This is a genomic window from Nocardia glycosmidis, assembly GCF_052545115.1.
Genome location: NZ_JBQWRH010000003.1, coordinates 275,869 through 288,098 on the forward strand (window position 1 = coordinate 275,869; position 12,230 = coordinate 288,098).

General features: G+C 68.5%; 10 protein-coding genes. 6 read left to right on the plus strand and 4 right to left on the minus strand.

The features are described from left to right. Positions 1 to 62: 62 nt before the first annotated feature. Together ACT86A_RS05300 and ACT86A_RS05305 are read left to right on the plus strand one after the other, a co-directional pair. Positions 63 to 641 (plus strand): sigma-70 family RNA polymerase sigma factor, encoded by a 579-nt coding sequence (locus ACT86A_RS05300; RefSeq protein WP_445090857.1) that lies wholly within the window; start codon positions 63 to 65, stop codon positions 639 to 641. Further along, a complete protein-coding gene (locus ACT86A_RS05305; RefSeq protein WP_445090858.1) occupies positions 634 to 1,764 on the plus strand; it encodes an anti-sigma-D factor RsdA in 1,131 nt (376 codons plus the stop codon). Before ACT86A_RS05300 ends, ACT86A_RS05305 begins: the two co-directional genes overlap by 8 nt. A gap of 196 nt (positions 1,765 to 1,960) precedes the next feature. Here ACT86A_RS05305 and ACT86A_RS05310 read toward each other — a convergent pair whose 3' ends face one another. Further along, the gene (locus ACT86A_RS05310) at positions 1,961 to 2,374 is read right to left on the minus strand and encodes a DUF5319 domain-containing protein (protein WP_011207424.1); all 414 of its coding nucleotides are present in this window, start codon (positions 2,372 to 2,374) and stop codon (positions 1,961 to 1,963) included. 226 nt (positions 2,375 to 2,600) lie between these two features. Here ACT86A_RS05310 and guaB point away from each other — a divergent pair, with 226 nt between their 5' ends. Further along, positions 2,601 to 4,145 (plus strand): IMP dehydrogenase, encoded by a 1,545-nt coding sequence (gene guaB, locus ACT86A_RS05315; RefSeq protein WP_445090859.1) that lies wholly within the window; start codon positions 2,601 to 2,603, stop codon positions 4,143 to 4,145. 293 nt (positions 4,146 to 4,438) lie between these two features. Then, positions 4,439 to 5,602, plus strand: a complete 1,164-nt coding sequence (locus tag ACT86A_RS05320; RefSeq protein WP_445090860.1) for a GuaB3 family IMP dehydrogenase-related protein — start codon at positions 4,439 to 4,441, stop codon at positions 5,600 to 5,602. A gap of 299 nt (positions 5,603 to 5,901) precedes the next feature. Here the strand turns inward: ACT86A_RS05320 and ACT86A_RS05325 are convergent, their stop codons facing one another. Beyond that, the gene (locus ACT86A_RS05325; protein ID WP_445090861.1) at positions 5,902 to 6,702 is read right to left on the minus strand and encodes an alpha/beta fold hydrolase; all 801 of its coding nucleotides are present in this window, start codon (positions 6,700 to 6,702) and stop codon (positions 5,902 to 5,904) included. 118 nt (positions 6,703 to 6,820) lie between these two features. Between ACT86A_RS05325 and guaA the strand changes: the two genes are divergently transcribed. Beyond that, positions 6,821 to 8,395: a glutamine-hydrolyzing GMP synthase gene (gene guaA / locus ACT86A_RS05330; protein WP_445090862.1), complete on the plus strand. Its 1,575-nt coding sequence runs from the start codon at positions 6,821 to 6,823 to the stop codon at positions 8,393 to 8,395. Positions 8,396 to 8,411: 16 nt separating this feature from the next. Here guaA and ACT86A_RS05335 read toward each other — a convergent pair whose 3' ends face one another. Both ACT86A_RS05335 and ACT86A_RS05340 read right to left on the minus strand, forming a co-directional pair. Beyond that, positions 8,412 to 8,618, minus strand: coding sequence for a hypothetical protein (locus ACT86A_RS05335; RefSeq protein ID WP_445090863.1), 207 nt, complete (start codon positions 8,616 to 8,618; stop codon positions 8,412 to 8,414). Beyond that, complete coding sequence (locus ACT86A_RS05340; protein ID WP_445090864.1) at positions 8,611 to 10,305, minus strand: PspC domain-containing protein; 1,695 nt, start codon at positions 10,303 to 10,305, stop codon at positions 8,611 to 8,613. The genes ACT86A_RS05335 and ACT86A_RS05340 overlap by 8 nt, the downstream gene beginning before the upstream one ends. A gap of 466 nt (positions 10,306 to 10,771) precedes the next feature. Here ACT86A_RS05340 and ACT86A_RS05345 point away from each other — a divergent pair, with 466 nt between their 5' ends. Beyond that, positions 10,772 to 12,064, plus strand: a complete 1,293-nt coding sequence (locus ACT86A_RS05345) for an ATP-binding protein (protein WP_445090981.1) — start codon at positions 10,772 to 10,774, stop codon at positions 12,062 to 12,064. Positions 12,065 to 12,230 lie beyond the last annotated feature (166 nt).

Sequence of the window (12,230 nt, forward strand, 5' to 3'; positions counted from 1 at the left end):
TCGGCGGAAGCACTGGTCGTCACCGGACCGTGCCACTTGTAACGCCAGGAATATCTCTGACGATGACGCACACGGGCGAAGAGTTGGACCTCGCCGTCGCTGCCGCTGCGCAGGGCGACAGATCCGCTTTAGCTCAGGTACTCGGAATGATCCGTCCGCTGGTGGTGCGCTACTGCCGCGCGCGGATCGGAGCCGCGGAGCGTGGGCAGCTCTCCGCGGACGACGTTGCGCAGGAGGTTTGCCTGGCCGTGATGACCGCCTTGCCCAGGTATCAAGACCAGGGCAGGCCCTTCATGGCCTTCGTATACGGAATCGCTTCGCACAAGGTCGCCGACGCGCATCGCAGTGCCGCCCGTAACAAGGCGGACGCGATGGCCGAAGTACCAGATGTCATATCCACCGACCAGGGACCGGAACAACGAGCTCTCGAATCCGAGACGAGCAGACAGATGAACCGGCTGCTCGCCACGCTTCCTGAGAAGCATCGGGAGATCTTGATCCTGCGCTTGGTCATGGGTTTGTCAGCGGAAGAAACCGCGGTCGCCGTGGGCAGTACGGCGGGCGCGATACGGGTGGCCCAACACAGGGCACTCGCGAAACTCAAGTCACAAGTGGCGAGGGCAGGTGAAATGTATGGCTAGGGATGGCGAGCGCGGTCGGGGTGACTGGAAAGCGCGGCTTGGATCGCGGAACAGCGGTCCCTACGCCGAGGCGTCCGGTGACACCGGCCCGGTCGACATCGCCGCGGTCCGCCGCGACGATGCTCTGATCGACGCCATCGCCGGCGATGGTCCGGTCCATACCGAGAGCGCCGAGGAGCATCAGCTCGCGATATTGCTCGCGGATTGGCGGGCGGAGCTGATCGCCCCACCGATGTCCGCGGAGCCGGACCTGGATGCCATCGTGGCCGCGGTCAACCAGGAGATCGGCGCGCGACAGGCTCGCCTCGGGGCGCAAACCGGTGGGCGGCTGCGGCTGCTGCGCCCGATCATGGGTGCCGCCGCGGCACTGGCCCTGGTCATCGGGGGTATGACAGCGTTCTCGTACAACGCGGAGCCGGGCGATCCGCTGTGGCGGGTCAAGGAGGTCGTGTTCAGTGAACAGGCCCAGACGACCGTGGTGCAGCGCGCCGGCAACGATCTGAACCAGGCGTCGACGCTGGTCTCGCAGAACCCGACGCAGGCGAAGGTGCGGCTGGAACAAGCCAGGGATAACGCCGAGCAGGTCAGCGATCCGCAGAAGCGCAACGAGCTGCTGACCGAGTGGCAGCGGTTGCTCGAAGAGCTGCGCAAAGTGAAGCCCGAGCTGGCGGATCAGCTGGAGTCGACGGCGCCGCAGACCAGTGAGCCGCGCGCGACCACCCCGGGCACCAGTGCGACAACGCGGCCGACGCCGACGACCGGCAGCACCGGCCCGACGATCCTGCAGCAGCCGGCCGAGCCGTCCGGCAAACCGACCCAACCGACGGATGCGACCACGCCGAACGGCGGCGGCGCGCCGACCACCGTTCCGCCCGTGACTACCGGGTCGCCTGCGGCTACCACGCCGTCGCAGGCCACCCCGGAACCGACGACGCAGCCGCAGCCGCCGACCACGGAGGTGAAGCCGCCCACCGCGGAGCCGACGGCGGACACCGGGGGGCCTCCGACGGCGCCACAGCAGCAACCTCCCACGCGGGTGCCGACCCAGGACAACAGCCAGCTGCCGACGTTCGGCGTGCCCAGCGTCCCCATTGGTCCGGGTACGTTCACACCCCGTCGCTGAGCAGCGCAATCCCCGAACACGACCTCAACCGATCGCCTTCCGGCGGTCGGCTTTCTGTTTATCCGGCTCTCCCCGCGTCGGCCGGCCAGCTGGGCGTCGTCCACCGACCACCGTGATCGTGTGCGTCGAAAATCACAGTGGCGAGCGGTGAGTTACGCGAGCCGCGAGCGGGCCGCGCTCCCTCGGAAGGGTCGTTTCAGCTGTCGAATCCGTCGAATCCGTCGCCGTGGAAGGCCTCGTTCATCGAGGCGTCCGCGTAGCCGCGACAGTAATCCCAGGTGACATACGCCTCCGGCGTCGGGTCGTAGGCGGGCTCATGCGGGCGGACCGTGCCGTCGACCAGCAACTGAAGCAGGTTGGCGCGCAACATGTCCCAGTCGTGGTAGTGGTCCTGCCTACAGTCTTCGCAGCTGACCACGAGTCCGCGGATACCGCGGTGGGCCAGCAGCGCCTCGTATACCGCGAGGTCGGCGAGATCTTCCTCGACCGCAAGGCGCTCGTGGGGATCCAGCGGTTCGCCGGGCTCGATGGCATCGAGCGCGGCGGACGGGTCGGAGGGGTCTCCGGCGAACGGATCCGGCGGCAAGCCAGGTGGTAGATGGTCGCGCACATCCCCACGGTACGCAGAACAGGGTGCTCTGCGCCAGCTATGCGGCCCGCCAGTTTCGGTGGCGACCTCGCTTCGTCGGCGAGTTCACCGGACAGATACCATGGACCGAAGGCTACGGCCGGCCGGACAGCACGGCCGCCGAACGCCGCCGTCCATCCCATCAGCCGTCCCGACGCCGGTTCGTCCGGCGGCGGTCGCTATCGACGTCCAGGAGGGGTCGATCCGAATGAGTAATCCCGTATCGGGCGAACGAATCGCAGTCCGCCCTCCTACGGGTGGTGACGATCCGAACAAGATCGCCATGCTCGGCCTCACGTTCGATGACGTGTTGCTACTGCCGGCCGCGTCGGATCTCATCCCCAGCACTGTGGAGACCGCCAGTCTGTTGACCAGGGAGGTCCGCCTGCATACTCCGCTGGTCAGCTCGGCGATGGACACGGTGACCGAGGCGCGGATGGCAATCGCCATGGCCCGCGCGGGCGGTATGGGCGTGTTGCACCGCAACCTTTCGGCGGCCGACCAGGCAGCTCAGGTGGAGACGGTCAAGCGGTCCGAGGCGGGTATGGTCACCGACCCGGTCACCTGCCGCCCGACCGACACCCTCGCCGAAGTCGACGCGATGTGCGCCCGCTTCCGCATCTCCGGGCTGCCGGTGGTGGACGAGACCGGCGCGCTCGTGGGCATCATCACCAATCGCGACATGCGCTTCGAGGTGGACCAGAATCGGCGTGTCGCCGACGTGATGACCAAGGCCCCGCTGATCACCGCGCAGGAAGGTGTCACCGCCGAGGCCGCGCTCGGTCTGCTGCGCAGGCACAAGGTGGAGAAGCTCCCGATCGTCGACGGTAACGGACGGCTGCGCGGACTCATCACCGTCAAGGACTTCGTCAAGACCGATCAGTACCCGAACGCCACCAAGGACCGGGACGGTCGCCTGCTGGTCGGCGCCGGGGTCGGCGTCGGCGAGGACGCGTGGTCGCGCGCCATGACGCTCGCCGACGCGGGCGCCGACGTACTCGTGGTGGACACCGCACACGGTCACCAGGCGCAGGTGCTGCAGATGGTGACCAAGGTCAAGACCGAGGTCGGCGACCGGATCCAGGTCGTCGGCGGCAACGTGGCCACCAGGGCGGGCGCGGCGGCGCTGGTCGAGGCGGGCGCGGACGCGGTCAAGGTCGGTGTCGGCCCCGGTTCCATCTGCACCACCCGGGTCGTCGCCGGTGTCGGCGCGCCGCAGATCACCGCGATCCTGGAGGCGGTCGCGGTCTGCAAGCCCGCGGGTGTCCCGGTGATCGCCGACGGTGGCATCCAGTTCTCCGGTGACATCGCCAAGGCCATCGCCGCGGGCGCGTCCAGCGTGATGCTCGGCTCGCTGCTCGCCGGTACCGCCGAATCACCGGGTGAGCTGATCCTGGTCGGCGGCAAGCAGTTCAAGAGCTACCGCGGCATGGGCTCGCTGGGCGCCATGCAGGGCCGAGGACAGGCCAAGTCGTTCTCGAAGGACCGTTACTTCCAGGACGACGTGCTGGCCGAGGACAAGCTGGTGCCAGAGGGGATCGAAGGCCGCGTGCCGTTCCGTGGGCCGGTCAACCAGGTCATCCACCAATTGGTCGGGGGCCTGCGCGCCGCCATGGGCTACACCGGTTCGCAGTCGGTCGCGGACCTCCAGCAGGCGCAGTTCGTGCAGATCACCGCGGCGGGTCTCAAGGAGAGCCACCCGCACGACATCACAATGACTGTCGAGGCCCCGAACTACACCGGCCGCGGCTAGCCCGCTACGTTCATGTACAGGACCGACCGGTCCGTGCATGATTGAGCTTGCTCCGAGCTACGGGCGGCGCGAGCAATCCGACAGTCATCGCGGCACGACATTCGCTGACTGTCCGCACTGGTCAAGGACTGAAGGCGCGAGTCTTACGAGCGCCGTTCGCGGCCCGGCTCGCGGTCCAGCGGCCGAAGCGCATGCGCCGCAGGCGCGAGTCTCGGCCGCTGGAACGCGAGCCATAAAGGGGCCGCGAACCCCGCAGCGCCGCAGGCGCTGCAAATTAGACAAGGAGAATTCGCGTGCGCGACATGGTGGAGATCGGCATGGGCCGCACCGCCCGGCGTACCTACGAGCTGGACGACGTCGACATCGTCCCCTCGCGCCGGACCCGCTCGTCGAAGCAGGTGTCGCTGTCCTGGCAGCTGGACGCCTACCGTTTCGAGATCCCGTGCCTGGCGCATCCGACCGATGCGCTGGTGTCGCCGGAGTTCGCCATCGAACTCGGGCGCCTCGGCGGGCTCGGCGTGATCAACGGCGAGGGCCTGTGGGCGCGGCACGCGGATGTCTCCGCGAAGATCGACCAGTTGCTCGAACTCGTCGGCAAGGGCGGCTACGAGCGCGCCGTAGCGTTGCTGCAGGAATTGCACGCCGCGCCGATGCAGGCGGATCTGCTCGCCGCAGCGGTCGCGCAGGTCCGTGCCGCCGGAGTCACGGTCGCGGTGCGGGTCAGCCCGCAGAACGCGCGCGCTCTCACCCCGGCGCTGGTGCAGGCGGGTATCGATCTGCTGGTGGTGCACGGCACGATCATCTCCGCCGAGCATGTCGGCGACGGTGAACCGCTGAACCTCAAGACCTTCATCGCCGAGCTGGATGTGCCCGTGGTCGCCGGTGGTGTGAGCGATCACCGCACCGCGCTGCACCTGATGCGGACCGGGGCGGCCGGCGTGATCGTCGGTTACGGTTCGTACCCCGGTGCGACCACCACCGGTGAGGTACTCGGCATCGGGGTGCCGATGGCGACCGCGATCGCGGATGCCGCCGCCGCCCGCCGCGACTACCTCGACGAGACCGGCGGCCGCTATGTGCATGTCATCGCGGACGGAGATATCGCCACCTCCGGCCAGTTGGCCAAGGCCATCGCGTGCGGGGCGGATGCCGCCATGCTCGGGGTGCCGCTCGCCGCGGCCGCGCAGGCGCCGGGTCGCGGCTGGTATTGGCCGTCGGCAGCGGCGCATCCGTCGGTGCCGCGTGGTTCGCTGCTGCATGTGGACGATCCGTGGGACCTCGGCGGCGAGCCGGAGGGCGGTGTCGTGCGCCCTAGCCTGGAGCGCGTTCTCTACGGTCCGTCGGACGACCCGTTCGGGGCGCTGAATCTCGTTGGCGGTCTCCGGCGTTCGATGGCCAAGGCCGGTTACTCGGATCTGAAGGAGTTCCAGAAGGTCGGTCTCAGCGTCCGCGCTTGAGGTGCTGTGTTTTATTTGCAGCGCCTGCGGCGCATGCGCTTCGGCCGCTGGACCGCGAGCCGGGCCGCGAACGGCGCTCGTAAGACTCGCGCCTCGGTGGCGCAGGGGTGGTGGGTTTGATGCGGGTGGGGTCGGGTGCGGCGCTCGTAGGACTCGCACGGGGTGCCTGCGGAAGCAGGCAGTTCACGTCGTGACGCACTCCAGTCACGGTTCGCGCGCTGCCGGCGGTGGCCGCGGATGCTTCACAGGTGTTGTCCTGTAACGGGTTTCGGTTGCCTACGGAGTACTCGCGAGGGTGTTCACGGCACTCGGGTGGGTTTCGTTCCAGTGCGCAGGAACTGCTGGATCGCGTGGTTGACCGGCTCCGGATGGGTCATCGTCACCGCCAGGCGGGCGTTTGCGATTTCGACCAATGTGGCGCCGGACAGGCCGTGGGCAAGCTGCCGCGCCCGCTCGCGGTCCATACCGCAGTCGGTGGGGTGAATCACCAAGGCGGGACAGGCGATTTCGCGGAGCCTGTCGATGACCGAGTCCCGGCTGAGCAGGCAGCCCGCGGCGGCTTCGAGGTCGCGTCCGTCGCGCACCAGCCAGCGCTGGGTCCATATCGTGCGATACCACTCATCGTCGCCGATCAGCCAGGAGGCGAGTTGTTGCGCGGCACGTTCGCGGGAACCGGTGTCGTACCACTGTTCGAGGAACTTCTGGGTGGCGGCGGACTGCTCCGGCGTGGGGCCGTGCGCCTCGGTGCTGATCAGGATCAGCGCGGAGACCCGTTCCGGCGCGATCAGAGCGGTACGCAGCGCCGTGAAACCGCCTTGCGAGGTGCCGCCGACCACAGCCTGTTCAGCGCCGAGGTGATCGAGCACGGTCAGCGCGTCGCGTGCGGCGGTCCAGTAGGTGAACGGTAGGCCCTCGTCCCGGGTGCGGCCGTGGCCGCGTGCGTCCCAGGAGACGATCCGGAATTCCGGTGCCAGCGCGGCCATTTGGGCGGCGAACATGGTGCGGTCCATGAAGAACTCGTGCGCTAGCAGTACCACCGGGCCGTCCCCGCCGCTGTCCTCGTAGTGAATGTCGGCATCGATCGCGCGGGCGAAGGGCACGAGCAGAAGGATATCCAGCGAGGCGGGTCGCGCGGGACGATTCGGTCTGTCGACTCCTCGGGGTGGAGGACGCTGCGGCCGATGATTCGCGCGTTTCGCCGCTCACTAAACTGGGTGGGTGGCACAAACCCAGAGACCAGTACTTGTCATCGACTTCGGAGCCCAGTACGCGCAGCTGATCGCACGGCGGGTTCGCGAGTCGAGTGTGTTCTCCGAGGTGGTACCGCATACCACGACGGTGGAGGAGATCGCCGAGAAGCAACCGCTCGCCGTGATCCTCTCCGGTGGTCCGGCCAGCGTGTACACCGAGGGCGCGCCGCAGCTGGATCCGCGGCTGTTCGAGCTGGGACTGCCGGTATTCGGCATTTGCTATGGCTTCCAAGCGATGGCGCAGGCGCTGGGCGGCACGGTCGCGCGCACCGGCACGCGCGAGTACGGCCGCACCGAACTCAATATCGACGGTGGTCTGCTGCACGGCGGCCTGCCCACCATTCAGCCGGTGTGGATGAGTCACGGTGACGCGGTCACCGCCGCGCCGGAAGGCTTCGAGGTCACCGGCACCACCGCCGGTGCCCCGGTCGCGGCGTTCGAGGATCGCGCACGCCGCCTGGCCGGGGTGCAGTACCACCCGGAGGTGCTGCACTCGCCGCACGGCCAACAGGTGCTCAGCCGGTTCCTGCACGAACTCGCGGACATCCCCGCCGCGTGGACCCCGGCGAACATCGCCGAATCGCTGATCACTTCGGTGCGCGAGCAGGTCGGTGCCGGGCACGCGATCTGTGGGCTGTCCGGCGGCGTGGACAGCGCGGTCGCCGCCGCTCTGCTGCAGCGTGCCATCGGTGACCGGTTGACCTGTGTCTTCGTCGACCACGGCTTGCTGAGGGCGGGGGAGCGCGAGCAGGTGCAGCAGGATTTCGTCGCCTCGACCGGCGCCAAGCTGGTGACCGTCGACGCGGTGGACAAGTTCCTGCGCGAGTTGAAGGGCGTCACCGACCCGGAGGAGAAGCGCAAGATCATCGGGCGGGAGTTCATCCGGTCCTTCGAGGATGCGGTGGCCGAGGTGGTGCTCGAGCACGGCGCCGCGGACGGCGCGACGCCGAAGGTCGAATTCCTGGTGCAGGGCACGCTGTATCCGGATGTCGTCGAGTCCGGCGGAGGCAGCGGCACCGCGAACATCAAGAGCCATCACAATGTCGGCGGGCTGCCCGAGGACCTGGAATTCGACCTGGTCGAGCCGCTGCGTTTGCTGTTCAAGGACGAGGTCCGCGCGGTGGGGCGCGAACTCGGCCTGCCGGAGGAAATCGTTGCCCGCCAGCCGTTCCCGGGTCCCGGTCTCGCCATCCGGATCGTCGGTGAGGTCACCGCGGACCGCCTGGAGACGCTGCGCCGCGCCGACGCCATCGCCCGCGAGGAGCTCACCGCGGCCGGACTGGACGGCCAGATCTGGCAGTGCCCCGTCGTGCTGCTGGCGGATGTCCGCAGCGTCGGCGTGCAGGGCGACAACCGCACCTATGGCCATCCCATCGTGCTGCGCCCGGTTTCCAGCGAGGACGCGATGACCGCCGACTGGACCCGTTTGCCCTACGACGTGCTCGAACGCATCTCCACCCGGATCACCAACGAGGTGGCGGAAGTCAACCGGGTGGTCCTCGATGTGACGAGCAAGCCGCCGGGCACCATTGAGTGGGAGTGATTGCCCACTCCGTCGATCACGAGCGTTTACGGGGCGAGATCACCAGTACGATGCCGATGACGATCGCGGCGAGCACCACGATCCAGCCGACCGGGAGCATGCTGGACGTAGGTGCGGCCCCGATGAAGCCCCACACGCTCACCGCGAGGGCCAGCAGTCCGGTGATGAGCAGGGAGGCGGCCGGGCCGCGGCGGGCTTCGCCGGTGTCGTTCTGCTCAGCCACGCCGCACCTCCACGTTTCCGAACCGGACGTCGACGTTCAGATCGAGCACCGGTGCGCCAGGAGTGTTCGGGCCGCTGATGCCGTCGTCGCAGCGGGCTTCGGCCATGGACGTCGTGCAGTGGGTGCGGACCGTCAGGTCCGCGGGCAGCAGCACGCGGACCTCGGCCAGGTGGGCGTCGATGTCCACGGCGCGGTTCTCGGTCAGTTTCAGCGAACGCAGGTCCAGCGTGCCGGAGCCCATGGTCACGGTGTACTGCGGCGCCAGGTCGGTGACCGAGGTCGGCGCCCAGATGTGGTCGCCCATCGCGCCGCGATCGAAATCGATCGGGCCGACGGCGGAGGCGAGCAGCACGAATCCGGCGAGCGGCGCGATCAACACCAGCAGGCCGTACCCGCGGCGCAGGAACGCGCCGAGCACCAGGCCGAGACCGATCACCGCCAGCGCTGCCGCGCCGATCCGGCCCGGTGTCATCCACTCCACACCCGAGGCCGCCGCCGCGCCCGCACCGGCCGCCGCCAAGATGGCCAGACCGATCACCACCGGGGTCAGTCGCGAGCGAGGACGCTTCGCCGGTGGCGCCACGACGGTGCGAACCGGTGCGGGTTCCGGAAGGTCCCAAGCGAGCGGGGCGACGCCGAGCGGATCCCAGGAAGGTGGGGTCGCGCCGACGATCGAGGGATGCCCTGCTACGGGGTGGTTCGTGCCGGTCGGGGTCTCGGCGAAGTCTTTGCCGAGCGAGCGGTGGCTATCGCGTTCGACCGACGTACTCGGTCCGCCCTTGTCGGCGCTGGATGAATCCCGGTCGACGCTACCGCGGACGGACGCGCTCGGTCCGGCGTTTTGGGCGGACTCGCCCGATTCGGAACCGTCGCTCACCGACGCGGCCAGGTCGGCTCGGTCGTCGATCGAGTCGGCGCTGACAGGCGCGTCGGGTCCGGCTTGCGGGGTCCGCGATTCGGCCGGTCCGGCCTGCTCGGCAGAGGTACTCGCGGCGGACTTGCCGAGCACCGACGTTTCGGCGTCGTCCACTCTCTTGTCCAGCAGAACCGTCTCGGCATCGCCATCCGCTGCTCGGACCGGCGCCTCTGGGACGTACGCGTCCGGCAGGGTGGTGTACGGCGTGTACATGGCGCTGGGCGGCACGTACATGTCGCCGGCGGTGCGAGGCGCGCCGTGCGGGAAGACCGCGCCGGGGTAACCGGTGGCGGTGATCCCGGCGTCGGCAGTGGACCCACCGAACGCTTCGGTGGTGCCCGGCGGCGGCACCGGTGTGCGCAGGTGCAGCATCCACCAGCCCGCCAGCATCAGCGCGAAGCTGATCAGGCCGGATCCGCCGAGACCGACGCCGACCGGCCCCATGGTGCTGACCGCGATGGCCAGCGCCACGATCAGCACGATGCTCTTGGTCTGCGACTGCGAGCTGTGTCCCTTGCCGACCAGCGACTCGGCCGCCGAGGCCGGGTCACCCGAGGCGCTCAGGAGCAGCCAGGCCAGCAGGTAGAGCACCAGGCCCGCGCCGCCGAAGATCGTCGAGACCACGAACGCGACGCGAACCAGCACCGGGTCGATGTCGTAGCGTCGCGCGAACCCCGCCGCGACGCCCGCGATCGGGCCCTGCCGCGGCAACCGTACCGGGCGCGTCTGCCACATCCGCTGGAGCTGATCGCCGAAGCTGGTTTTCGTCATGTTTCCCATGGTGGGCCTGATCTGTGTATCGGCACATCGGGGGGAACCCTGAAAAATATTCCGCACACTTTGGACCGATCAACCGATTTAGCAACTAATTAGTTACTTTTCTGATGTCGTAAATACGGGGGAAATTCTGGCTGGTTGCTTCGCTCGATGGGAATTCGCCCAGTACGGCAACAACATAGCTATGATTCCCTGCTGCTATCCGCAGCAAGTAACGCAGTGCAGCGACCCTCGCAACGCCGCACCGCCGGGGGCGGACTGTGGACGGGCACGACTGCTCCGTGCCTGGTCGAGGCGGTACCCATAGGGCGAGATCAGGGTGATTACCGATGGCTGGCCGCCCGGTGGTCGTGCCAGTATCGAAGATATGTACCCGTCTGTTCCCGTGTTCGACGCTTGGGGGATCGATGCTGCTCGCGGCCCAGCGTCGGCATTGATTCCCGAGCCGCCGCAGGTGCGGATGGTGCGCCGATCGGGGGGCCGGATCGTCGGCGGGGTGGCAGGTGGTCTGGCCGATCACCTCGGTATCGACGTGTTCAAGGTCCGGATGGCGTTCGTCTTGCTGTCCGCGCTGGCGGGGGCAGGCATCCTCGCCTATGGGTTGCTCTGGATCTTCACGCCGGGCGGCTCGGACCAGGCGAAGCCCTCCGGTGCGGAACGGCGGCAGGCAATCGGGCTCGCACTGCTCGGGCTCGGGCTCGCGGTGGCGGTGTCCTGGGTGTTCAGTGGCACGGCGGGGAAGGTGATCGCACCGATCGTCGTGGTCGCGGTCGGCGCGGCGCTGGTCTGGCGGGAGTACGACGTCGACGGTCCACGCTCGTTGCTCGGGCTGCCCGCGCGACCGTCGGTGGTGACCTGGTCGCGCATCGTCGGCGGGGCGACGCTGATCGTGGTCGGCCTGGGCGTGGTGGTGCTGGCCAGGATCGATCTGAGTTCGCTCGGGTCCGCGTTGCTGGCGGTGGCGGTCACGCTGATCGGCGCGGGACTGCTGACGGTTCCGCTGTGGCTGCGCATGATGCGTGCGCTCAACGTTGAGCGCTCCGCCCGCATCCGCAACGAAGAACGCGAAGAGATCGCCTCCCACCTGCACGATTCCGTGCTCCAGACGCTCGCCCTCATCCAGCGGCAGGCCGACGACCCGCAGGAGGTGCTGCGGTTGGCCCGCAGCCAGGAGCGGGAACTGCGCAAATGGCTGTTCGAGGATTCCGGTCCGGCTCAGTCGAGTCTGGCCGCGGCGCTGCGGACCATCGCGGGCGAGGTCGAGGACCAGCACGGTGTGAAGGTGGCGCCGGTGACCGTCGGGGATGTGTCGATGGACGTCGACGGCTCCGGGGCCGGCTTGGCGAAGGAACATTTCACCGCGCTGCTCGGCGCGAGTCGGGAAGCGCTGGTCAATGCCGCGAAGCATGCGGGTGTCCCGGAGATCGACCTGTTCGCCGAGACCGAGCCGCACCAGGTGAGCGTTTTCGTCCGCGATCGCGGCGACGGATTCGACCTCGCGTCGGTGCCCGAGGACCGCCAGGGTCTGGCCAAATCCATTCGCGGCCGGATCGAGCGCCGCGGCGGCCAGGTGGACATCCGGTCCGCCCCCGGCCGCGGCACCGAGGTGCGGATCGTCATGCCCCGCAGCGATTCCGGCGATCAGGATGGCGAAGCGAACGCCACCGCCACAGCCGAGGATTCTCCTGTATCGGCCACGGCGATGACCGAACCGGTGCCGATGCCCGGACAGCCGGTGCGCCCCGGCAGGTGACAGGGGCTGACGGATGGTTAAAGTGGCAGGGCAAACCGGACAACTGATTTCGTGCGGACATGGGTAACTCGTCGGGTACGTCCAGAACCCGAGCGGCACCCAACGCAGGACCTGAACGGAAATCCGGCGCTACTCAACCAGTACCGCCTAGAGGCCCGGACAGGCG

Excerpts from the sequence above, each read along its gene's own strand:
- ACT86A_RS05300 (WP_445090857.1), top strand. The coding sequence starts at position 63 with ATGACGCACACGGGCGAAGAGTTGGACCTCGCCGTCGCTGCCGCTGCG.
- ACT86A_RS05305 (WP_445090858.1), top strand. The coding sequence starts at position 634 with ATGGCTAGGGATGGCGAGCGCGGTCGGGGTGACTGGAAAGCGCGGCTT.
- guaB (WP_445090859.1), top strand. The coding sequence starts at position 2,601 with ATGAGTAATCCCGTATCGGGCGAACGAATCGCAGTCCGCCCTCCTACG.
- ACT86A_RS05340 (WP_445090864.1), bottom strand. The coding sequence starts at position 10,305 with ATGACGAAAACCAGCTTCGGCGATCAGCTCCAGCGGATGTGGCAGACG.
- ACT86A_RS05345 (WP_445090981.1), top strand. The coding sequence starts at position 10,772 with ATGGTGCGCCGATCGGGGGGCCGGATCGTCGGCGGGGTGGCAGGTGGT.